The following is a 22,697-nucleotide window of genomic DNA, read 5'->3' on the forward strand; positions in this document are numbered from 1 at the left end:
CCCACACGCCTCTGCTACCCGCCCCCCCCCCCCCCCCCCCCCCCCCCCTTCCCCCCCCCCCCCCCCCCCCCCCCCCCCCCCCCCCCCCCCCCCCCGGGCCCGTACAGCGTCTATGCGGCGTCTATTCGGCCGCAGCCGTCTTCTTCGCGGCCGTCTTCTTGGCCGGAGCCTTCTTCGCGGTGGCCGCCGTCTTCTTGGCGGCGGTCTTCTTCGCCGCGGTCTTCTTGGCGGGCGCCTTCTTGGCCGGAGCCTTCTTCGCCGTCTTCTTGGCGGGGCCCTTGGCGCGCTTCTCGGCGAGCAGCTCGTAGCCGCGCTCCGGCGTGATCGTCTCCACGCTGTCGTCGGTCCGCAGGGTCGCGTTGGTCTCGCCGTCCGTGACGTACGGGCCGAAGCGTCCGTCCTTCACCACGACCGGCTTCTCACTGACCGGGTCGGTGCCGAGCTCCTTGAGCGGCGGCTTGGCGGCCGCACGGCCACGCGCCTTGGGCTGCGCGTAGATCGCCAGCGCCTCCTCCAGGGTGATGGAGAAGAGCTGGTCCTCCGACTCCAGCGAACGCGAGTCCGTGCCCTTCTTCAGGTACGGCCCGTAGCGCCCGTTCTGCGCGGTGATCTCGACGCCCTCGGCGTCGGCGCCCACCACGCGCGGCAGCGACATCAGCTTCAGGGCGTCGTCGAGCGTCACCGTGTCCAGGGCCATCGACTTGAAGAGCGAGGCAGTCCGCGGCTTCACCGCGTTCTTGCCCGTCTTCGGCGTGCCCTCCGGCAGGATCTCGGTGACATACGGCCCGTACCGGCCGTCCTTCGCCACGATCTGGTTGCCGCTCACCGGGTCCATGCCCAGCTCGAAGTCACCGCTCGGCTTGGCCAGCAGCTCCTCCGCGTGCTCCACCGTCAGCTCGTCGGGCGCCAGGTCCTCCTGCACGTCGGCGCGCTGGTGGCCCTCGGCGTCCTTCTCACCGCGCTCGATGTACGGCCCGTAGCGGCCGACCCGGAGCACGATCCCGTTCCCCACGGGGAACGAGGAGATCTCGCGCGCGTCGATCGCGCCGAGGTCCGTGACCAGCTCCTTCAGACCGCCGAGGTGGTCCCCGTCGCCGTTCCCGGCGTCGGAGGCCGCACCGGCCTCGCCCTTGCCGAAGTAGAAGCGCTTCAGCCACGGCACCGACTTGGCCTCGCCCCGCGCGATGCGGTCGAGGTCGTCCTCCATGCGGGCGGTGAAGTCGTAGTCGACGAGCCGGCCGAAGTGCTTCTCCAGCAGGTTGACCACGGCGAAGCTCAGGAACGACGGGACCAGCGCCGTGCCCTTCTTGAAGACGTAGCCGCGGTCGAGGATCGTGCCGATGATCGACGCGTACGTCGAGGGACGGCCGATCTCGCGCTCTTCCAGCTCCTTGACCAGCGAGGCCTCGGTGTACCGGGCCGGTGGCTTGGTCGCGTGGCCGTCCGCGGTGATCTCCTCGGCCGACAGCGCGTCGCCCTCGGCGACCTGGGGCAGGCGCCGCTCGCGGTCGTCCAGCTCCGCGTTCGGGTCGTCCGCGCCCTCGACGTAGGCCTTCATGAAGCCGTGGAAGGTGATCGTCTTGCCGGACGCGGTGAACTCCGCGTCCCGCCCGTCGCTCGCCCGGCCCGCGATCTTCACGGTGACGGAGTTGCCGACCGCGTCCTTCATCTGGGACGCGACCGTCCGCTTCCAGATCAGCTCGTAGAGCCGGAACTGGTCGCCGGTCAGACCGGTCTCCGCCGGAGTGCGGAAACGATCACCCGACGGGCGGATCGCCTCGTGCGCCTCCTGCGCGTTCTTGACCTTCCCGGCGTACGTACGCGGCTTCTCCGGGAGGTAGTCGGCACCGTACAGCTGCGTGACCTGCGCACGGGCCGCCGAGACCGCGGTCTCGGAGAGCGTGGTGGAGTCCGTACGCATATAGGTGATGAAGCCGTTCTCGTACAGCTTCTGGGCGACCTGCATGGTGGCCTTGGCCCCGAAGCCGAGCTTGCGGGAGGCCTCCTGCTGGAGGGTCGTCGTACGGAACGGGGCGTACGGCGAGCGGCGGTACGGCTTGGACTCCACCGAGCGGACGGCGAAAGCCGAGTCGGCGAGGGCGGCCGCCAGCGCTCGGGCGTTCGCCTCGTCGAGGTGGAGGACGTCGCTCTTCAGTTTTCCGTCGGGACCGAAGTCGCGGCCCTGTGCCACCCGGCGGCCGTCGACCGCCGCGAGCCGTGCCACCAGCGAGGACGGGTCGGAGGCGTCGCCCGCCCGGCCGGTGGAGAACGTCCCGGTCAGGTCCCAGTACTCAGCAGAACGAAAAGCGATGCGCTCGCGTTCCCGCTCGACCACGAGCCGGGTCGCCACCGACTGGACGCGGCCCGCCGAGAGCCTCGGCATGACCTTCTTCCACAGGACCGGCGAGACCTCGTAGCCGTAGAGGCGGTCGAGGATGCGGCGGGTCTCCTGGGCGTCGACCATGCGCTGGTTGAGCTCGCGCGGGTTGGCGACGGCGTCCTGGATGGCGTCCTTGGTGATCTCGTGGAAGACCATCCGGTGGACGGGGACCTTGGGCTTCAGGACTTCCTGCAGGTGCCACGCGATGGCTTCGCCCTCGCGGTCCTCATCGGTGGCGAGGAAGAGTTCGTCGGACTCGGCCAGAAGCTCCTTGAGCTTCCTGACCTGGGCCTTCTTGTCGGCGTTGACGACGTAGATGGGCTGGAAGTCGTGTTCGACGTCCACGCCGAGGCGGCGCACCTCGCCGGTGTACTTGTCGGGCACCTCGGCGGCGCCGTTCGGCAGGTCGCGGATGTGCCCGACACTCGCCTCGACGACATAACCGGGGCCGAGGTAGCCCTTGATCGTCTTCGCCTTGGCAGGAGACTCGACGATGACGAGTCGGCGGCGGCCGCCCTTTGCGGTCTCGCTGGTCGGGGACAACTTCGCTCTTCTCTCCGGGTCGGCACTCGGGTGGCACGTACGAGCTGTACGGTCGCTGCGGAGTGTGACGGTACAACCCGCCCCCGTGTCAAACAGCAAAAGCCCGCAGCGGCCACTCGAACGGTAACCCGACTTAAGGCGAGTCTGCCGCCTGGACCGTCCCAGAACGTTCTGAAAAGCGTTTCGTCCCAGCGGAGACCCGGGCACGAGCCCGACCGGCGCGGCGCGGCGCCACGGGGCCGCCGGGGCTCACAGGCGTGTGAAGCACCACACCCCGGCGAACAGGAAGACCGCGCCGAAGAAGGTGGCCAGCGCCGCCGGGACCACGAGCCCCGCCCCGTCCGCCACTGGCGCCCGGTGCCGCACGCGCACCCCCGTCCACAGCAGCAGCGCGCCCCCGAACAGTACGAAAACCGTCCCCGCGAACACGGCCGGACCGGCCTCCGCCCCACCCATCCCGTTCATGGCGCGGATCCTGGCACTCGCGGGAGGAGTCCCGGCGAACTCCAGGTGAACGGCCACACCCCCATCCGGCCCAGCGACGGGAGGACGGGCGTGTTGAGGCGAGGGCGCTGGGTGGGGCAGGTGAGGTGAGCGGGGCGGGATGTGCGGTGGGGTTGGCCGAATTCACCCCCTTGTTTTCCCTCCCCGGCCCCGGCATCTCCCGCCGGACCGCCCCCGCCGCATGCGGGAGCGCCCCTACCTCACCTGTCGTACGCGGTCCCTTCACGCACAGCCCCCGGCGGCGGCGCCGGGGCGCACGGGTCACTCGCCGACCGGCTCCAGGAAGCCCTGGCCGACCAGCATCCGGATCGACTCCGGGGTGCGGTCGCGCAGCTGGACCGGGTCCTCACCGATCAGCTGCGCGATGGCGTCCAGGATCCGGCCCGCGTCCAACTGGCCGTCGCAGACGCCCGCGAAACCCGCGCCGACCGTGTCCACCGTGGTGGCCCGGCGCATGCCCCGGTTCTGCCGCAGCACCACGTGCTCCGGGTCCTCGGCGCCCGGCAGCCCGACCTGCTCCTGCACCACCTCCACGGCGAGCCGGAACCGGTCGGTGAGCAGAGCCGCGTCGTCGTGCGTACGCAGATACTCCTGCCGGGCGAAGTGAGCCCGGATGGTCTCGCCGAGCGGCTGCTCGACCGGGTGCGGCCACTCCTCGACGGTGATCGACGGCTGCTCGGCCCCCGACTTGTGCAGCGTGATCCAGCCGAAGCCGATCGCCTTGGTCTTGCGCGCCTCGAACTCGTCGAGCCACGCCTCGTACCGCTCCGCGTAGGCCCCGGGGCCGGTGTGGTGGTCCCCGGCGTCCCGCAGCCACAGCTCCGCGTACTGGGTGACGTCTTGGACCTCGCGCTGCACGATCCAGGCGTCGCAGCCACGCGGCACCCACGAGCGCAGCCGCTCCTGCCACTCCTCGCCGTCCACGTGCTGCCAGTTGGCGAGGAACTGCGCGTATCCCCCTTCGTTCAGCCGGGCTCCCGCCTGCTGAACTAGCGTGCGGCACAGATCGTCCCCGCCCATGCCGCCGTCCCGGTACGTCAGCCGGGCGCCCGGCGAGATGACGAACGGCGGGTTGGACACGATCAGGTCGTACGTCTCGGAGTCCACCGGTTCGTAGAGCGAGCCCTCGCGCAGCTCCGCCTCGGGCGCGCCGGACAGGGCGAGGGTGAGGCGGGTGAAGGCGAGCGCGCGGGGGTTGAGGTCGGTGGCGGTGACCCGGGTCGCGTGCTGCGCCGCGTGCAGCGCCTGGATGCCGGAGCCGGTGCCGAGGTCCAGGGCGGAGGCCACCGGGGTGCGGACGGTGAGCCCGGCGAGCGTGGTGGACGCGCCGCCGACCCCCAGGACCATCCCCTCGTCGCGGCCGCTCGCGCCGCTCGCCCCGCCGACGGCGCAGCCGAGGTCGGAGACGATGAACCAGTCCTGTCCCTCCGGGCCGCCGTACGGACGCACGTCAACCGCGGCGCGCACCTCGTCGCCCGTACGGGTGAGCCAGCCGTCCTCCAGGGCCTCGTCGCCCGGCAGAGCCGCTCTGGCGCGCTCGTACGCGACGGGCTGCTGGAGCAGGAACAGCCGTACGAGCGTGTCGAGCGGGGAGCCGCCGCGGGTGGCCCGCAGGGCGGGCACGGTCTCGCTGCGGGCCAGCGCGGCATAGGCGGGCGCGCCGAGCAGGTCGAGCAGGCCGTCGGCGGTGAAGTCGGCCGCGAGCAGGGCGTCGCGGAGCCGGGCGGCGCGGTCGGGCACGGGCAGGCCGGCGGGCGGACTGGCGGAAACACTGGTCGTACTCACCCGGCCATTGTGGCGGCTGGCACTGACAAACACCCACGGCCCGGCACCCACATGGGTCCGGGCCGTGCGAGGGGCGGCCGCGCGCGGCGGCGGGGCCCCTACGGAGCAGGGGCTACTCGCCGCTCGCCGAGGACGACGGATTGGCCGAGTCGGACGGCTTCACCGACTCCGAGGGCTTGCCGGACTCCGACGGCTTCGCGGACTCCGAGGGCTGCGCCCCCTGCGAGGCGGGGCCCGAGGGGGACGTCTGCTTGGAGGCATCGCCGCCGGCGGCGGGCGACGCCGAGGAGGGCGCGGTGGCGGTCTGCTTCTGGCAGCCGGGCTGCTTCTGCATCGCCTTGCCGAGGTCGCCGGACTCCAGCTTCTTGAGAGCGTCGTCGCTGCTCTTGCTGATGGTGTTCAGCTGGTCGGCGACACCCTTGAGGCCGTCGGCGAACTTCGCCTGGTCGCCGGTGTCGAGCGCGTCGACCTTCTTCTTGAGATTGGCGTACGAGGTGGAGGACGCCGTCAGCTCCTTGGCGGCCTCTTCCTGGGTCTTGTCGCCGTCCTTGACGGGCGGGACACCGGCCTTGTTGAGGCTGTCGGCAAGCGACTTGTACGCGTCCGAGATCTGCTGGAAGGCAGCCGAGTCCGTCTTCTGGACGTCAACCGGCTTGCTCTCATCGGCCGTCTGCTTCTCGATGGCGGCGTTGGCGTCAGTGATCTTCTTGATCTGCGGCTGGGCCTGGTCGCAGAAGGTCTTGGCCCAGTCGTTCACCTTCTTGTCCGAGTCGTCGCTGCTGCAACCCGACAGTGCGAGCACCAGTACCGCGCCGCCGGACAGTGCGGCCGCAAGCTTCTTGTTCACCGGATCGGTCCCTTCCAAGGCTCTCGGCCCCGGAACATACACGCCAAGTGGGCGACAACCGCGTGCCCTACGCCGGATCTGCTCGCTTTTGGAGCCATTTGCACCAAGGGAGAGAAGGCTCACGACCACAAAGCGACGGGCGGACGGTGCGTCAATCCGCACTGCCCGCCCGCCTTTGTCGTACTGCTGCTAGGAAACGACCGCAGGGTCAGGCGACTTGGCGGACATCTCGTGGTTTCCCTCGTCGCCCACCGCCACTCCGCGCCGCTTGGAGACGTACACCGCGCCGACGATGACGGCCGTGGACAGCACCGCCACGACCGTGCGCACCGCGGGGCTGGCGTCCGCCCCGTAACTGAACTTGACCACTGCGGGCGCGATGAGCAGCGCCACCAGGTTCATCACCTTCAGGAGCGGGTTGATGGCCGGGCCCGCGGTGTCCTTGAACGGGTCGCCCACCGTGTCGCCGATGACGGTGGCGGCATGGGCCTCACTGCCCTTGCCGCCGAAGTTGCCGTCCTCGACCAGCTTCTTGGCGTTGTCCCACGCGCCACCGGAGTTGGCGAGGAAGACGGCCATCAGCGTGCCGGTGCCGATCGCGCCCGCCAGATACGAGCCGAGCGCGCCGACGCCGAACGTGAAGCCGACCGCGATGGGCGCCAGCACCGCGAGCAGGCCGGGGGTTGCCAGCTCCCGAAGGGCGTCCTTCGTACAGATGTCGACGACTCGGCCGTACTCCGGCTTCTCGCTGTAGTCCATGATCCCGGGGTGCTCGCGGAACTGCCGCCGCACCTCGAAGACCACCGCGCCCGCCGACCGGGACACCGCGTTGATCGCGAGACCCGAGAACAGGAAGACGACCGCCGCGCCCAGCATCAGGCCCACGAGGTTGTTGGGCTGTGAGATGTCCATGCTGAGGGTCATCTCGCTGGACTTGGCGCCCACGTCGTTCACCGCGGTGGCGATGGCGTCGCGGTACGAGCCGTAGAGCGCCGCCGCCGCGAGGACCGCGGTGGCGATGGCGATGCCCTTGGTGATGGCCTTGGTGGTGTTGCCGACGGCGTCCAGGTCGGTGAGGACCTGGGCACCGGCGCCCTGGACGTCGCCGGACATCTCGGCGATGCCCTGCGCGTTGTCGGAGACCGGGCCGAAGGTGTCCATGGCGACGATCACGCCGACCGTGGTGAGCAGACCCGTGCCGGCCAGCGCCACCGCGAACAGGGCGAGCATGATCGACGTACCGCCGAGCAGGAAGGCCCCGTAGACGCTCAGACCGATCAGCAGGGCCGTGTAGACGGCGGACTCCAGACCGATGGAGATACCGGCCAGGACGACCGTCGCGGGGCCCGTCAGCGACGACTTGCCGATGTCGCGGACGGGACGCCGGGTGGTCTCGGTGAAGTATCCGGTCAGCTGCTGGATGACAGCGGCGAGCACGATGCCGATGGCCACCGCGAGCAGCGCCAGGATCCGCGGGTCGCCGCCGTGCGTCTTGATGGAGGCGTCGGTGACCCCGTCCAACTCTGCGTACGTGGACGGCAGATAGATGAAGACCGCCACCGCCACCAGGGTGAGGGAGATCAGCGCGGAGATGAAGAAGCCCCGGTTGATGGCGGACATCCCGCTGCGGTCGGCGCGCCGCGGGGCGACCGCGAAGATACCGATCATCGCGGTGACCACGCCGATCGCCGGGACGATCAGCGGGAAGGCGAGGCCCGCGTCGCCGAAGGCCGCCTTGCCGAGGATCAGTGCGGCGACCAGGGTCACGGCGTAGGACTCGAAGAGGTCCGCCGCCATGCCCGCGCAGTCGCCGACGTTGTCGCCGACGTTGTCGGCGATGGTGGCGGCGTTCCTCGGGTCATCCTCCGGAATGCCTTGTTCCACCTTGCCGACGAGGTCGGCGCCGACGTCCGCCGCCTTGGTGAAGATGCCGCCGCCGACACGCATGAACATGGCGATCAGCGCGGCGCCGAGGCCGAAGCCCTCCAGCACCTTGGGGGCGTCCGCGGCGTAGACCAGGACGACGCAGGAGGCACCCAGCAGGCCGAGGCCCACCGTGAACATGCCGACCACGCCGCCCGTACGGAAAGCGATCTTCATGGCTTTGTGCGAGACGGCCGTGAGATCTTTTTCGGGTTCGCCTTCCGCAGGGGTCGCCTCGCGGGCAGCGGCCGCCACGCGCACATTCGCGCGTACGGCCAGTCGCATGCCGATGTAACCGGTCGTCGCCGAGAAGAGCGCGCCGATCAGGAAGAAGGCCGACCTTCCCGCGCGCTGCGACCAGTTGTCGGCCGGCAGCAGGAAGAGCAGGAAGAACACCACGACGGCGAAGCCGCCGAGGGTGCGCAACTGCCGGGCCAGATAGGCATTCGCTCCTTCTTGGACGGCCGCCGCGATCTCCTTCATCGAGTCGGTGCCCTCGCCGGCCGCCAGAACCTGGCGGACCAGCAGCTGGGCGACGATCAGGGCCGCGATGGCCACCGCCGCGATGACGATCACGATCAGCCGGTTGCCGTCGGTCAGTACCGCGGCCGCGAGTGAAGTGGGGTGATCGAGTTCTTGTGGGTTGAAGAGCCCCGCCATTCGTCCTCCTTGACGTTCGGATCCCAAGATGTGGACGGATTGTAGGGAGCGGAACACGATCAAAACAGGGCGCGGTTAGCGGAATTGACCTTCAGTTGCTACTCAGCAAATGATCGCGCCACGAAAAGGCCCCCGAAAGCGGTAATGGGGCAAAAGCATTGACGGCTGATCAACGATCTAGAGAATAATCGCCAAAAATGAAAAAGGCCCTGCTCAGCAGGGCCTGTACAGCGGAGGGTCGAGAGGTCGGTCAGGGCTCGGCGGTCGCCCCGGTGATCGGCCAGGTCATGCGGATGACACCGCCGGACTCGTCCGAAGTGACCTCCACGTCGTCGACGAGGCCGCTGATGACCGCGAGGCCCATCCCGTCCTCTCCGCCGTCGTCCGGCTCGTCCTCGGCCGTGGCGCCGCGCACACCCGGCGCGGCACCCCCGGAACCCGGACCGGGCACCTCGTCCCCGACCTCGATGGAGAACGACTTCTCCTCCTCGGTCAGCGCGACGCGCACCGGCGCCGTCACCCCGTACGCACGGTGCAGCCCCACAGCACGGCTGCACGCCTCACCGACGGCGAGCCTGACCTCGTCGAGAACCGCCTCGTCCACCCCGGCTCGGCGCGCCACGGCGGCCGCCACCAGGCGGGCCGTCCGGACGTGTTCGGGCTGGGCGCTGAAGCGGAGTTCAACGGTGGCCATGCGATCCCCCTCGGACGTACGGGCGTGCTTCTCAGGGGCCCCGGGCCGTGAAGAGCCCGGTGCCCCTGTCCTTCCTCCGGAGCCGTCAGTCAGTGGCGTTGACGGCTTCGTCGACCGAGCCGTGGATCGGGAACACCTTGGTGAGCCCGGTGATCCGGAAGATCTTCAGAATGCGCTCCTGGTTGCAGACCAGCCGCAGGGAGCCCTCATGGGCACGGACACGCTTGAGTCCGCCCACGAGCACGCCGAGGCCGGTGGAGTCGAGGAAGTCCACGCCCTCCATGTCGACAACCAGGTGGTAGCTGCCGTCGTTCACCAACTCGACCAACTGCTCGCGCAGCTTGGGCGCGGTATACACATCAATCTCGCCACCGACCTCGACGACCGTACGGTCGCCACCAGGGCCGGACACATTGCGAGTCGACAGGGACAGGTCCACGGATCCTCCAGCACCTTGCTATCGAGCGGCCGCCCCCTGAGTCTCCCCGGCGGAGCCAGAGAACGGATCGCCAGCCGCGATGGCATTCAATCACTTACCAGCAGCCATGCACGACGCCTTGGGCCCATTGTCCTTCACGCCAGTGACACACTCGGTGCCGATGGCCAGGAATCTCCGCCCCAGAACACCCGCCAAGGGCACGGGTGAACGACCCGACCCCGGCATGGTCCTGCACCGGCTCGCCTCGGGAGCGGACCGGGCTGCGCGCATCACTCATACGGAGCACTTGCCCCCACGTGAGGGCCGCCATGCAGTCTGGCCGCACCGCATCCGCCCGGAAGTGATCAACGCCATTCAGCGTGCCGGCGTCGAGCACCCCTGGGCGCACCAGGCGGCCGCCGCCGAGCACGCCCTGGACGGCGAGTCCGTCGTGATCGCCACGGGAACCGCCTCCGGCAAGTCCCTGGCCTACCTCGCGCCGGTCCTCAGCACGCTCCTGGACGGCTCCGAGGCCCCGAACGGACGCGGCGCCACCGCCCTCTACCTGGCCCCCACCAAGGCCCTGGCGGCCGACCAGCGCCGCTCGGTGAAGGCCCTCGCCCAGCCCCTGGGCAACGCGATCCGGCCCGCCGTCTACGACGGCGACACACCGGTCGAGGAACGCGAATGGGTGCGCCAGTACGCCAACTACGTCCTCACCAATCCGGACATGCTGCACCGGGGCATACTCCCCGCCCACCCCAGGTGGTCCTCCTTCCTGCGCGCGCTGCGCTATGTCGTCATCGACGAGTGCCACACCTACCGGGGCGTCTTCGGCTCCCACGTCGCCCAGGTCCTGCGACGCCTGCGCCGTCTGTGCGCCCGCTACGGTGCGAACCCCGTCTTCCTCCTCGCCTCCGCCACGTCGGCAGAGCCGTCCGTGGCCGCCCACCGGCTGACCGGCCTGCCCGTCGTCGAGATCGCCGACGACGCCTCCCCGCGCGGCGAACTGGTCTTCGCCCTGTGGGAGCCGCCGCTCACCGACCTCCACGGCGAGAAGGGCGCCCCCGTCCGCCGCACCGCCACCGCCGAGACCGCCGACCTCCTCACCGACCTGGCCGTCCAGGGCGTCCGCACGGTCGCCTTCGTCCGCTCCCGGCGCGGCGCCGAGCTCGTCGCCGTGATCGCCCAGGAACGGCTGGCCGAGGTGGACCGCACCCTCGCCCGCCGCGTCGCCGCCTACCGGGGCGGCTACCTCCCCGAGGAGCGCCGGGCCCTGGAGCAGGCCCTGCACTCGGGCGAGCTGCTCGGACTCGCCGCCACCTCCGCCCTGGAGCTCGGCATCGACGTGTCGGGCCTGGACGCCGTGATCATCTCCGGCTACCCCGGCACCCGGGCCTCGCTGTGGCAGCAGGCGGGGCGGGCCGGGCGGTCGGGCGAGGGCGCGCTGGCGATCCTGGTCGCCCGGGACGACCCGCTGGACACCTACCTCGTCCACCACCCCGAGGCGCTGTTCCAGCAGCCCGTCGAGTCGACCGTGCTCGACCCGGACAACCCCTACGTCCTCGCCCCGCACCTGTGCGCCGCCGCCGCCGAGCTGCCGCTCACCGAGGCCGACCTTGAGCTCTTCGGCCCGGCGAGCCCCGGGCTGATGCCGCAGCTGGAGGCCGCGAAGCTGCTCCGGCGCCGGGCGTCGGGCTGGCACTGGACCCGCCGCGAGCGGGCGGCCGACCTCGCCGACATCCGGGGCGGGGGAGGCCGCCCGGTCCAGATCGTCGAGGCGTCGACGGGACGGCTGCTCGGCACGGTCGACGCGTCCGCCGCCCACACCGCCGTCCACGACGGCGCCGTCCACCTCCACCAGGGCCGTACGTACCTGGTGAAGCGTCTGGACCTGGACGACCCCGACGGCCCTGTCGCCCTCGTCGAGGAGGCCAGCCCGCCCTATTCGACCGTCGCCCGGGACACCACCTCCATCTCCGTACTCGAAACCGACACCGAGATCGCCTGGGGAGCCGGCCGCCTCTGCTACGGCTCCGTCGAGGTCACCAACCAGGTCGTCTCCTTCCTGCGCCGCAAACTCATCACCGGCGAGGTGCTCGGCGAGTCCAAGCTGGACCTGCCGCCCCGCACCCTGCGCACCCGGGCCGTGTGGTGGACGGTCACCGAGGACCAGCTCGACGCCGCCCGGATCAACCCGGAGATCCTCGGAGGCGCCCTGCACGCCGCCGAGCACGCCTCCATCGGCATGCTGCCGCTCTTCGCCACGTGCGACCGCTGGGACATCGGCGGCGTCTCGGTCCCGCTGCACCCGGACACCCTGCTGCCCACGGTCTTCGTGTACGACGGCCACCCGGGCGGCGCCGGGTTCGCGGAGCGCGCCTTCCACACCGCGCGGGAGTGGCTGACCGCTACCCGCGAGGCCATCGCCTCCTGCGAGTGCGAGGCGGGCTGCCCGTCCTGCGTCCAGTCCCCCAAGTGCGGCAACGGCAACGACCCGCTCCACAAACGGGGTGCGGTCCGCCTCCTCACGGAACTGCTGCGAGGGGCGCCGGAGGCGCCGGGCCAGGAAGCCCCGGCGGCGCCTGAGACCCCCGCGGCCCGGGGCCGTGGGGCTGCTCCCGCCCCGGGAGCATCGGCAGGAAGCGGTACGGAGGAGGAGCCGCCGGGCCCGCCCGGGACCTGACCTCCGGGGCGTACGGGCCGAACCTCGCCCGTACGGTCACGTCGGCGATCTCCCCGGTCACCGTGCACCGCACCACCTCGCCGCCCTGCGCCCCGGCGACCCGGGCCGCCCCGGCGCAGGCCTCGGCTGTCCCCCACAGCGCCCGGTCGGCCGCCGCCAGCGCGGCCATGTCCGCCGCACCGCCCGCCCGGTGCCGGGCCGCCACGACCTGCCCGAGGGCGAGGACGGCCGCGAACACCACACAGAGGGCGGAGGCGGCCACCGCCACCCAGGCGGACGCCGAGCCCCGGTCCCGGGCGCGAAGGCCTTCTGCGAGGCCAGCACGCACCCTCGGCCTCATCGCTCCTCCCCCACCATGGGCTCCCCCACCGTGTCCTCCGCCAGCGCGGCCGCGTCCCCGCTCAGCGTCAGGGCCAGGGCGCGGGGCCCCGGGGCAGGAGCCTCCACGCGCACGCGCCACAGGTCGCCGTCCCGCCGGAGCGCGACCCGCGCCCCGGCCGGGGCCGCCGAGCGGGCGGCGGCCAGCACCGACTGCTCTGCCTCGGACCGCGCGGCCGCCCGGGCCCCCGCCCGAGCCGCGTCCAGGCACTCGATCTTCGCGGCGGCCGCCATCAGCCCCCACAGCAGGGCCAGAGCGAACGCAGCCAGCGTTGGTATCACCACAGCCGCCTCGGCCGTCACAAAGCCCCGGTCAGCCCCGAGTGCCCGCCCCATGGGCCGACGCCACCGACCGCGCAGCCGTCGGCCTCTCCCCGGCCCACGGTCCCGCCCGGACGGATCGCCGCCCGGCCCGGAACCGCCGCCCTCAGAACTGCACATTGAGCGCCCTCTCCACCAGCGACTGAAGCGCCGACGAAACGGCCTCGCTCGTCACCACCTTGTAGAGCACCGCCGCGAAGCCGCACGCAGCGATCGTTCCGACCGCGTACTCACTGGTCGTCATCCCGGCATCTCCGTGCATCCGCACCCGACGTGCGACGCACCGCATCCATGTCTTCATCCCAACCCCCATGTGGTCCTGCTGTGAGTCCTGCTGTTGAGCTGTTGAGCCATTGCGCTGTTCGGGCGAGCTGGAGGCCCGCACTGCCGGCCCGCCGATCAGTGCTTGAGCAGCCCGCCCGCCAGTCCGATCACCACCGGCGCCACTCCGGCGGCCAGGAACGCGGGCAGGAAGCAGAGCCCCAGCGGCCCCGTGATCAGTACGCCCGCCCGCCGGGCCCGGGCGGCCGTCGTCCGTGCCCGCTCGGCTCGGCAGCGCTCGGCCACCCGTCCTACCGGGCCCGCAGCGGGCGCCCCAGAGGAGGCGGCCCGCTCCAGGCACCGGGCCAGCCCCGCCGCGCCCGGTATCGCCCCCAACCTCCCCCACGCCTCGGCCGGTTCGCCGCCCAGCCGCAGTTCTCCGGCGATCTGGGCCAGCCGCCGCCCGACCGGGCCGTCCAGCGACTCCCCCACGGCTCCGGCCGCCTCGCGCGGTCCCGCTCCGGCCGACAGACAGGCGGCCAGCAGATCGGCCGCGAGCGGCAGCTCCGGGTCCACCGCCTCGGCCCCGGGGCTTGCCCGCTGCGGCTTCCGGCGGCGGGCCCAGCGCCCGGCCCCGTACGCCGCCGCCAGCCCCGCCACGGCTCCGGACACCCCGCCGATCAGCACGTATGCGGCGGCCAGCACCCCCAACGGCCCGGCCCAGGCCCGTACGAGCGACCCGCGCGCCGCGCCACCGCCCGCCAGCCGGGCGACCGGTGACCAGGTACCCGGCGGCCAAGTGCCTGGCGACTGGGTGCCTGGTGACCGGGTGCTCGGCAGCCAGGCCCTCGCCCCATCACGCCGCGCGGGCACCACCCACGCCTCCGCCCCCACATCCACCGCCGCGAGCAGGTCCACGACCCGCCGCCGCACCACCCGCTCCCGTCGACGACGCGAGAACTCCAGCCCTGTCCACAGGACAAGGGCCGCGATCGCCGCCATCACCCCCAGCCTGTGGAAAACATCTCGGAGTACCTCCTCGCCCGCGCCCCCGAGTCCGAGCTGCCCGCTCACCACCTTTCCCCCGCCCGGGTGATCCGCGCCGTCCAGTACAGCCCCGCCGCCTCCAGCGCCCCGGCGAGCGCCAGGCAGCCGAACCCGGCCGGGGTGTGCAGCAGCACGCGCAGGGGGCTGGCGCCCATAGCCGTGCCGAGCAGGAGGCCGAGGACCGGCAGCAGAGCCAGCAGGGCGGCCGTTGTGCGCGGCCCGGTCAACTGGGCCCTCAGCTCCTCCCGTTGGTCCCGCTCGGCCCGCAGCGCCGCCTCCAGGCGCTCCAGGCCTGCCGCGAGGCCCGCGCCGCCGTCGACCGCCACCTGCCAGCACGCGGCCACTCCCGCCAGCCCTTCCGCGCCCGGCTCACGGGCCGCCTCCCGCAGGGCCCCGGGCACATCGCCGCCGAACCGTGCCGCCGCCAGCACCCGCGGTTCGGCGCTGCCCAGCGCCTCCGTGTCCCGGGTGGCCAGCGTCAGCGCCTGGCCGGGCTGGCGTCCCGCCCGCAGCTCCCCGGCGACCGCCCCGCACCACGTGACGACCTCGTCGCCCCGGCGCCACTTCGCCCGCTCCCGCTCACGGGCCCGCAGCCGCCGCCCCACCAGCGGCACCGCCACCGCCCCGGCGGCCAGCGGCAGTACCGAGCCCGCCAGCACCGCCACGATCACCGCGACCGGCAGACACAGCCACTCCGGCCGCGCCTTGGCGCGCAACCGCCTCCAGAGCCGCCCCCACGGCGGCTCCTCGCGCTCCACCGCTCCTCCCGCGACGATCAGCCGTGCCCTGCCCAGCCCCTGCTCCCGCCCCACCGAGAGCCAGGCCGCCGCGAACGCGCACACGGCCGCCGCCGAGGCCGGGGTCATCAGCCCGGGCGGGCCCGGCGCCGTCCAGGCCGTCACCACGCACCCCCGAGCAGCACCCGCAGCCGTTCCCAGCCGCGCTCCTGGACGAAGCCGCCCATGCCCCAGCGCAGCGCCGGGACGGCCACCACCAGCCCCGCCGCGTCCCGTTCAAGGACCCGGACCTCGGCGACCCGGCGCCGCCCAGCCCTGTCCCGTACGAGATGGAGCACCACCGAAAGCGCCGCCGCCACCTGGCTGTGCAGGGCCGCCCGGTCGAGCCCGGCCGCCGTGCCCAGGGCCTCCAGACGGGCGGGGACGTCCGCGGCCGTATTGGCGTGCACCGTGCCGCAACCGCCCTCGTGACCGGTGTTGAGCGCGGCCAGCAGGTCGGTGACCTCGGCGCCGCGCACCTCGCCCACGACCAGCCGGTCCGGCCGCATGCGCAAGGCCTGACGCACCAGGTCCCGCAGGGTCACCAGGCCCGCGCCCTCCTGGTTGGCGGGCCGTGACTCCAGCCGCACCACATGGGGATGGTCGGGCCTCAACTCGGCCGAGTCCTCGGCCAGGACGATCCGCTCGCACTCCGGGACGAGGCCGAGGAGCGTCGAGAGCAGGGTCGTCTTGCCAGTGCCCGTGCCACCGCTCACCAGGAACGAGACCCGGGCGCCGATGAGCGCCCGCAGCACCCCGTCCCCGCCCGGCGGAACCGTCCCGGCCGCGACCAGTTCGTCCAGCGAGAACGCCCTCGGCCGCACCACCCGCAGCGACAGACAGTCCGCCCCGACCGCGACCGGCGCCAGCACCGCGTGCATCCGGGTCCCGTCCGGCAACCGGGCGTCCACCCAGGGCCGGGCGTCGTCCAGGCGCCGCCCGGCGACCGCCGCCAGCCGCTGGGCCAGTCGGCGTACCGCGGCCGTGTCGCTGAAGCGGACGCCGGTGAGTTCGAGCCCGGCGCCCCGGTCCACCCAGACCCGGTCCGGGGCCGACACCAGGACGTCCGTCACCGCGGGATCGGCGAGCAGCGGCTCCAACGGGCCCGTGCCGACCAGCTCGGAGCGCAACTCCTCCGCGCCGCCGAGGACTTCCGCGTCGCCCAGGAGCCGCCCCTGGGCCCGCAGCGCCGCCGCGACCCGGGCCGGCGTCGGCTCTGCCCCGCTCTCCGCGAGTTGTTGGCGCACCGCATCGAGCAGCGGCCTCGGCGACGCCCCGGCCGCACCCGGCCCACCCGGCGCACCGCCCGGAGGCATCCCCGCTCCCGTCCCCGCGCTCATGCGCCCCGTATCCACACGCCCCGCACTCATGCCACCCGTACGCACCTGCCCCGTACTCATGCGACCGCACCCCCCATCAGCGCCTGCTCCCAGAAGGCCGTGCAGAAGCGGGAGAGAGGGCCGCGCACTTCGCTGCCCGGTGGGGCCCCCTTCTCCTGGGCCTCCAGCAGGCCGTACTCCACCGGGAGTTCACCGGCCAGTGGAAGCCCCAGGGCGGCCGCCACCCACTGCTCGTCGAGCCCCGCCGCGTACGGACCGCGCACCACCGCTCGCAGATCCCGCAGCACCATGCCGACCGAGGAGGCGACTCTGTTGGCCGCCGCGACCGCCCGCAGTTCGGCGGGGACGACCAGCAGACCCAGGTCGAGCTGGGCGAGTGCCTCCGCCACCGCGTCGTCCACACGCCTCGGCAGGTCGACGACCACGACACCGCCGCGTCTGCGCGCGGCCGCGAGGACCGCTCGCATCGCCTCCGCCGGGATCGCCACCGAGTCGCCCCGGTCCCAGCTGAGCACGCGCAGCGCGTGCAGATGCGGAAGCGACTCCTCCAGCGCACCTCCGGCGACCCGGCCACGAGAAGCGGCGAAATCCGGCCATCGTCTGCCCTCGGCCTGTTCGCCCCCGAGCAGCACGTCGAGGCCGCCTCCCAAGGGGTCGCCGTCGATGAGCATGGTGCGCCGGCCGGCCCTCGCCGCGGTCACCGCCAGGGCGCAGGCCAGCGTCGACGCACCGGCTCCGCCGCGCCCGCCGACGACTCCGACGGTGAGCGCCTGGCGGCCCACGCCCTCCGCCGCGTCCGCGATCCGGTCGACCAGCCACTGCTCCGCGTCGGGCAGCCGCAGTACGTGGTCGGCGCCGATCTCCACCGCGCGCTGCCACACCCCGGGGTCGTCCTGGTCCCGCCCGACGAGCAGCACTCCGCGCCTTCGCGCGGCGCCGCGCACCCGGGCGGCCGCGTCGTCCCCGACGAGGATCAGCGGTGCGCTCTCCCAGCCGGACCGGCGCTCGGGCACCGAGTGGTGCACCTCGGGCTCGGCTCCGGCGGCGGCGCACAGCCGCAGCAGATCGTCGAGCAACGCCTCGTCCTCGGTGACGATCAGCGGCCCCGCGCGCCGCCCCTGAGCACCCGTCGACCGTTCGGAAGCCATGGGTCCGTCCACGATCTCCGCCCCCCTCTCACTGCGATTCCTGGCGTCCGCGGATCTCGCGAACTGGAATCACGGTGGAGCGGTTCCGGAAATTAAGTGGATCTTGGTCAAAAGCTGTGGACAACTCGCCCGTTGTGAATATTCCGCTCACCTATACCGGTGACTTCCGGAGCGCACCGGAACCGTTACGCTCGGTGACGAGTCTGGACAGGCAGAGGGGAGGAGCCGATATGGCCCGAGGGAGGGGGAAGGATCGTGTGCGAGGCCCGAAAATGCATCCGGACATGCGACGACCCCCGCCGGGGGGGAGAGCGGGGGTCGTCTTTCCGGCCGACTCGGGGGGGGAGGAGCCGGACCGGGTTAGCACGGTCGCGAACGATCCGTGACTTCCATGGTGTACCCGAGAGCCTTCTCAGGCAAACCCACACGCCCCAGCGTACGCCGAATGGTGGGCGCCTATGCTCGCCTTCGTGGAAAACCACTCCTTGCCGCGGACCGCCGCCTTCTTCGACTTGGACAAGACAGTCATTGCCAAGTCGTCGACTCTCACGTTCAGCAAGTCCTTCTATCAAGGGGGACTCATCAACCGCAGGGCCGTGCTGCGTACGGCCTACGCACAGTTCGTGTTCCTCGCGGGCGGCGCTGATCATGATCAGATGGAGCGGATGCGCCAGTATCTGTCGGCGCTCTGCAAGGGCTGGAACGTCCAGCAGGTGAAGGAGATCGTCGCCGAGACGCTCCACGATCTGATCGACCCGATCATCTACGACGAGGCCGCCTCCCTCATCGAGGAGCACCACACCGCGGGCCGCGACGTCGTGATCGTCTCGACCTCGGGCGCCGAGGTGGTCGAGCCGATCGGCGAGCTGCTCGGGGCGGACCGCGTGGTGGCCACCCGGATGGTCGTGGGCCCCGACGGCTGCTTCACGGGCGACGTCGAGTACTACGCCTACGGCCCCACCAAGGCGGAGGCCGTCAAGGAGCTCGCCGCTTCCGAGGGCTACGACCTGGCCCGCTGCTACGCGTACAGCGACTCGGCGACCGACGTCCCGATGCTGGAGGCTGTGGGCCACCCCTTCGCGGTCAACCCGGATCGGGCACTCCGGCGCGAAGCGGCCATCCGAGATTGGCCGGTTCTCGTCTTCAACCGGCCTGTCCGACTCAAGCAGCGGCTGCCCGCGCTCTCCATGCCGCCCCGTCCGGCACTGGTCGCGGCGGCAGCCGTGGGCGCCGCGGCGGCCACGGCCGGGCTCGTCTGGTACGCGAGCCGGCGGCGCGCCGCAGCCGCGAGCTGACCGAGGGACACCGGGCCCGAGGGCCCTCCGAACAGCGCTGCCCGTTCTGCCCTGTTTGAACCTAAAAGTAAAGAAGTGCAGTCAGGGGTTCCGCTTCACCCCAGCCTGGAGTACAAATAAGGCAACGGCCCGCGAGACCTGGGACATCCGAGAGGATCACCTTCTACGCAACACGGCCCCACGGACCGAGCATGGACATCGAGCACCCACGCGACGTCGACCCGTCGATTACGGGCCAGCCGCACCAGGGACGGGCAGAAGATCCCGACCTGATGGGCAACATTCGAGGACGCTTGGTAACACGGTGAACATGCCAGCGGCGGTACCGATCCGGTACCGCCGCAACCCTTTTCCGGCGCCCCGCCTTCCGGCCTCCTGCCGTCGAGCATCCAGCGCCGTGCCGCCTACGCCGCTCCGCGCTGAAGCGCCTCGCAGACGGCCGTCGACTCCCGTACACCGAGTTCGATCGAGCGCCCGCAGTGGGCGATCCAGGCCGCCACGCCCTCCGGTGTCGCCGAGGCGTAGCCGTCCAGCGCCGCCGCGTACGCCGCGCGCCCTTGCTCCGCATGGCCGACCTCGGCCGGGCAGATCGACTTCGGGTCGAGACCACTGCCGATCAGCACGATGCGCTCGGCGGCCCGCGCCACAAGGCCGTTGTACGAGCCGAACGGACGCAGGGCGAGCAGTTCGCCGTGCACCACCGCGGCCGTGACGAGCGCCGGGGCCGAGGAGCCCGCGATGATCAGCTGGGAGAGCCCTTCCAGGCGGCCCGCCACCTCGTCCGCGTCCGGCAGCGCCAGCTCGATCAGCGGCTCGTCCACCGGCTCGCCGTGCTGACGGGGCCGGCCCACCGTGTCGGCGGAGTCGGCGGCCGCGACCAGGTGCAGCCGGGCGAGCACCCGCAGCGGCGACTGCCGCCAGATGGAGAGCAGTTGGCCGGCCTCGGCAGTCAGCCGCAGGGCCGCGCCGACCGTGCGCGCCTCGGCCTCCGAGCCGAAGTCACTGCGCCGCCGCACCTCCTCCAGCGCCCAGTCGGCGCCGGAGAGCGCCGCGCTGCCGCGCGCCCCGCGCAGCGCCGCCTCCGAAGTGATCTCGTTGCTGCGCCGCCGCATGACGCGGTGCCCGTAGACCCGGTCGACGGCTTTGCGTACGGAGTCCACGGCGTCCGGGACACCCGGCAGCGAGCCCAGGGCGACAAGCGGATCGGGGGCCGACGAGGCGTTCGTACTCATAAGTAGCGAGGCTACGCGTCCGTGGCCCACACCCCACCTTCGAGTGGTCTTCTTCACTCGCCACCCCTACATTGCGTTGTCGCACGATTACTGTTGGTGAACATGAAGATCGCTTTCGTAGGCAAGGGCGGCAGCGGCAAGACCACGTTGTCCTCGCTCTTCATCCGCCACCTCACCGCCAACGAGGCCGCCGTACTCGCGGTCGACGCCGACATCAACCAGCATCTGGGGGCCGCGCTCGGGCTCGACGAGGCGGAGGCCGCCGCGCTGCCCGCGCTGGGCGCTCAGCTGCCGCTGATCAAGGAGTATCTGCGCGGCACCAACCCCCGGATCGCCTCCGCCGAGACGATGATCAAGACGACCCCGCCGGGCCGGGGCTCACGGCTGCTGCGGATCCGCGAGTCGAATCCGGTGTACGAGGCGTGCGCGCGGCGGGTGGTGCTCGACGACGGGGACATCCGGCTGATGGCGACCGGCACGTTCAACGAGTCCGACCTGGGCGTGGCCTGCTACCACTCGAAGGTCGGGGCGGTGGAGCTGTGCCTGAACCACCTGGTGGACGGGCCGGACGAGTACGTGGTCGTCGACATGACGGCCGGGTCGGACTCGTTCGCCTCCGGCATGTTCACGCGCTTCGACATGACGTTCCTGGTGGCCGAGCCGACCCGCAAGGGCGTGTCGGTCTACCGCCAGTACAAGGAGTACGCACGGGACTTCGGGGTCTCCCTGAAGGTCGTCGGCAACAAGGTGCAGGGCCAGGACGACCTGGACTTCCTGCGGGCCGAGGTCGGCGAGGATCTGCTGGTCACGGTCGGCCACTCCGACTGGGTGCGCGCGATGGAGAAGGGGCGCCCGCCGCGCTTCGAGCTCCTGGAGGCCGACAACCGGCTCGCCCTCCAGGCCCTGCAGGACGCGGCGGACGACTCGTACGAGGCGCGTGACTGGGAGCGGTATACCCGCCAGATGGTCCACTTCCATCTGAAGAACGCGCAGAGCTGGGGGAACGCGAAGACGGGCGCCGACCTGGCGGCCCAGGTCGACCCCGTCTTCGTACTGCAGGAGGAACTCGCGGTTCCGCAGCCGAGCTGACCTCGCGAGCGCGGCCGACGGTAGGCGTCAGCCTGCGGTGGCCTGCTTGAGGCCGGGCTGCGGGAGCGGCTTGGCCGGCTGGATCGACACGGCGGGCTGGGCGGCCAGGAAGGCCGTCCAGCCGCCCTTCGGGGCCTCTCCGACCTTCAGCCGACGGAACTTGTCGAGTGTCGACGGGTCCTGCGCGTCCAGCCAGTCGGCGAGCTGGCGGAATGACACGCAGTGCACCTCGCGCTTGACGCAGACCGTCTTGATCGTGTCCTCGATGGCCCGCATATACGTGCCGCCGTTCCAGGACTCGAAATGGTTGCCGATGATCAGCGGCGCGCGGTTGCCCTTGTAAGAGCGGTCGAAGGCCTGGAGCAGGCCGTCGCGCATCTGGTTTCCCCAGTACTCGTGCTGGCCGGCCTCGCCCGTCACCGCGCCCGACTGGTTCATGTAGAAGTTGTAGTCCATGGACAGCGTCTGGAAGGCGCGGCCCGGAACCGGGACCAGCTGCATGGACAGGTCCCAGATGCCGTTGTCGTTCTTCTTCGGCCACACCTGGTCGTTGACGCCGCTGGTGTCATAGCGCCAGCCGAGCTGGCCGGCCGCCTGCACGAAGTTCTTGCGGCCCTCCAGGCAGGGCGTGCGGCCGCCGATGAGCTCCTTGTCGTAGTCGAACGGAAGCGGCGCCTCCGCCGTGAGCCCGGAGTTGGACTTCCAGTTCTTCACGAACGACTTGGCCTGCGCGATCTCGCTCTTCCACTCGTCCACCGACCAGGTGCCGACGCCGCCGTCGTTCCCGCAGAAGTGGCCGTTGAAGTGGGTGCCGACCTCGTTGCCCTCCTGCCACGCACCGCGCAACTGGGTGACCGTGTCCTTGATGCCCTTGAGATCGTTGAACCCGATGTCACTGCTGCCCGGAGAATGCTTGGGCGCGGTGTATCGCTCGCGCTTCTCCTCCGGGAGCATGTACACGCCGCTGAGGAAGTACGTCATCGTCGCGTTGTACTTCTTGCCCACCTCGCGGAAGTGGGAGAACAGCTGCTGGCTGTCCTCGCCCGCACCGTCCCAGGAGAACACCACGAACTGCGGCGGCTGCTGACCGGGCGCCAGCTTGCGCGGCTTCAGCAGATGGGGCTGGAGTCCGGTGAACGCGGTGGATCCGTCGCCGATCAGGCGCACGGCCTGCTTGGGGGCGGCGGCGCCGACCGCTCCGGGGCCGGGCGCGGCCGCCTTGGTCCCGTTGCCCACCGAACATCCGGCGACACCCGCGATCAGCGCGGCGACGACGGCCCCGGTGGCGATCCTCTTCGTGGCGGCCATCATCCGCCCACCCTCTTCCTCGCAGATCAGCAGATCCGAAGATCTCTTGCACTGAATGTCAT

The 22,697-nt window shown here is 71.6% G+C and carries 18 protein-coding genes and 1 pseudogene; 3 read left to right on the forward strand and 16 right to left on the reverse strand.

Annotated elements, in window-relative coordinates; translation table 11 throughout:
* Nucleotides 1-121 precede the first annotated feature (121 nt).
* The 7 genes from topA to ACZ499_RS23205 form a co-directional block, all read right to left on the reverse strand.
* Complete coding sequence (topA, locus tag ACZ499_RS23175; RefSeq protein WP_468677535.1) at nt 122-2,923, reverse strand: type I DNA topoisomerase; 2,802 nt, start codon at nt 2,921-2,923, stop codon at nt 122-124.
* Nucleotides 2,924-3,172: 249 nt separating this feature from the next.
* Complete coding sequence (locus ACZ499_RS23180; protein ID WP_468677536.1) at nt 3,173-3,388, reverse strand: hypothetical protein; 216 nt, start codon at nt 3,386-3,388, stop codon at nt 3,173-3,175.
* A 300-nt stretch (nt 3,389-3,688) separates the two neighbouring features.
* Nucleotides 3,689-5,212 (reverse strand): DUF7059 domain-containing protein, encoded by a 1,524-nt coding sequence (locus ACZ499_RS23185; RefSeq protein WP_468677537.1) that lies wholly within the window; start codon nt 5,210-5,212, stop codon nt 3,689-3,691.
* 112 nt (nt 5,213-5,324) lie between these two features.
* On the reverse strand, nt 5,325-6,059 hold the full coding sequence (locus tag ACZ499_RS23190; protein WP_468677539.1) for a small secreted protein: 735 nt from the start codon (nt 6,057-6,059) through the stop codon (nt 5,325-5,327).
* 189 nt (nt 6,060-6,248) lie between these two features.
* Nucleotides 6,249-8,642, reverse strand: a complete 2,394-nt coding sequence (locus tag ACZ499_RS23195) for a sodium-translocating pyrophosphatase (RefSeq protein ID WP_468677541.1) — start codon at nt 8,640-8,642, stop codon at nt 6,249-6,251.
* 250 nt (nt 8,643-8,892) lie between these two features.
* Nucleotides 8,893-9,336 carry an ATP-binding protein gene (locus tag ACZ499_RS23200; RefSeq protein ID WP_385538507.1) on the reverse strand — a complete coding sequence of 148 codons (444 nt, stop codon included), beginning with the start codon at nt 9,334-9,336 and terminating at the stop codon, nt 8,893-8,895.
* Between the two features lie 85 nt (nt 9,337-9,421).
* Complete coding sequence (locus tag ACZ499_RS23205) at nt 9,422-9,775, reverse strand: STAS domain-containing protein (RefSeq protein ID WP_053728100.1); 354 nt, start codon at nt 9,773-9,775, stop codon at nt 9,422-9,424.
* A gap of 79 nt (nt 9,776-9,854) precedes the next feature.
* Between ACZ499_RS23205 and ACZ499_RS23210 the strand changes: the two genes are divergently transcribed.
* Entirely contained in the window at nt 9,855-12,440 is a 2,586-nt protein-coding gene (locus ACZ499_RS23210) for a DEAD/DEAH box helicase (RefSeq protein WP_468677544.1), read from the forward strand.
* Nucleotides 12,441-12,480: 40 nt separating this feature from the next.
* Here the strand turns inward: ACZ499_RS23210 and ACZ499_RS23215 are convergent.
* The 7 genes and pseudogenes from ACZ499_RS23215 to ssd form a co-directional block, all read right to left on the reverse strand.
* Nucleotides 12,481-12,780: pseudogene (locus tag ACZ499_RS23215) on the reverse strand (Rv3654c family TadE-like protein); the annotation flags it as partial.
* Nucleotides 12,777-13,154, reverse strand: a complete 378-nt coding sequence (locus ACZ499_RS23220) for a TadE family type IV pilus minor pilin (RefSeq protein WP_385823542.1) — start codon at nt 13,152-13,154, stop codon at nt 12,777-12,779. The pseudogene ACZ499_RS23215 and the gene ACZ499_RS23220, both read right to left, overlap by 4 nt.
* A gap of 91 nt (nt 13,155-13,245) precedes the next feature.
* Nucleotides 13,246-13,383 carry a DUF4244 domain-containing protein gene (locus ACZ499_RS23225; RefSeq protein ID WP_385823540.1) on the reverse strand — a complete coding sequence of 46 codons (138 nt, stop codon included), beginning with the start codon at nt 13,381-13,383 and terminating at the stop codon, nt 13,246-13,248.
* 155 nt (nt 13,384-13,538) lie between these two features.
* Nucleotides 13,539-14,402, reverse strand: a complete 864-nt coding sequence (locus tag ACZ499_RS23230; protein ID WP_468677546.1) for a type II secretion system F family protein — start codon at nt 14,400-14,402, stop codon at nt 13,539-13,541.
* Between the two features lie 68 nt (nt 14,403-14,470).
* Nucleotides 14,471-15,313 carry a type II secretion system F family protein gene (locus tag ACZ499_RS23235; RefSeq protein WP_468677633.1) on the reverse strand — a complete coding sequence of 281 codons (843 nt, stop codon included), beginning with the start codon at nt 15,311-15,313 and terminating at the stop codon, nt 14,471-14,473.
* A gap of 32 nt (nt 15,314-15,345) precedes the next feature.
* Nucleotides 15,346-16,539: a TadA family conjugal transfer-associated ATPase gene (locus ACZ499_RS23240; protein WP_385538528.1), complete on the reverse strand. Its 1,194-nt coding sequence runs from the start codon at nt 16,537-16,539 to the stop codon at nt 15,346-15,348.
* A gap of 80 nt (nt 16,540-16,619) precedes the next feature.
* Nucleotides 16,620-17,711: a septum site-determining protein Ssd gene (gene ssd / locus ACZ499_RS23245; protein WP_468677548.1), complete on the reverse strand. Its 1,092-nt coding sequence runs from the start codon at nt 17,709-17,711 to the stop codon at nt 16,620-16,622.
* Between the two features lie 458 nt (nt 17,712-18,169).
* Between ssd and ACZ499_RS23250 the strand changes: the two genes are divergently transcribed.
* On the forward strand, nt 18,170-19,006 hold the full coding sequence (locus tag ACZ499_RS23250; RefSeq protein ID WP_385538486.1) for an HAD family hydrolase: 837 nt from the start codon (nt 18,170-18,172) through the stop codon (nt 19,004-19,006).
* A gap of 404 nt (nt 19,007-19,410) precedes the next feature.
* Here the strand turns inward: ACZ499_RS23250 and ACZ499_RS23255 are convergent, their stop codons facing one another.
* Entirely contained in the window at nt 19,411-20,238 is an 828-nt protein-coding gene (locus ACZ499_RS23255) for a Fic family protein (RefSeq protein WP_468677549.1), read from the reverse strand.
* 102 nt (nt 20,239-20,340) lie between these two features.
* On the opposite strand from ACZ499_RS23255, the gene ACZ499_RS23260 reads away from it, so the two are divergent.
* Entirely contained in the window at nt 20,341-21,327 is a 987-nt protein-coding gene (locus ACZ499_RS23260; protein WP_468677551.1) for an ATP-binding protein, read from the forward strand.
* Between the two features lie 27 nt (nt 21,328-21,354).
* Here ACZ499_RS23260 and ACZ499_RS23265 read toward each other — a convergent pair whose 3' ends face one another.
* Complete coding sequence (locus ACZ499_RS23265; protein WP_468677552.1) at nt 21,355-22,638, reverse strand: polysaccharide deacetylase family protein; 1,284 nt, start codon at nt 22,636-22,638, stop codon at nt 21,355-21,357.
* Between the last annotated feature and the right edge of the window lie 59 nt (nt 22,639-22,697).

The sequence above is a fragment of the Streptomyces sp. NPDC031265 genome (genome assembly GCF_055570295.1).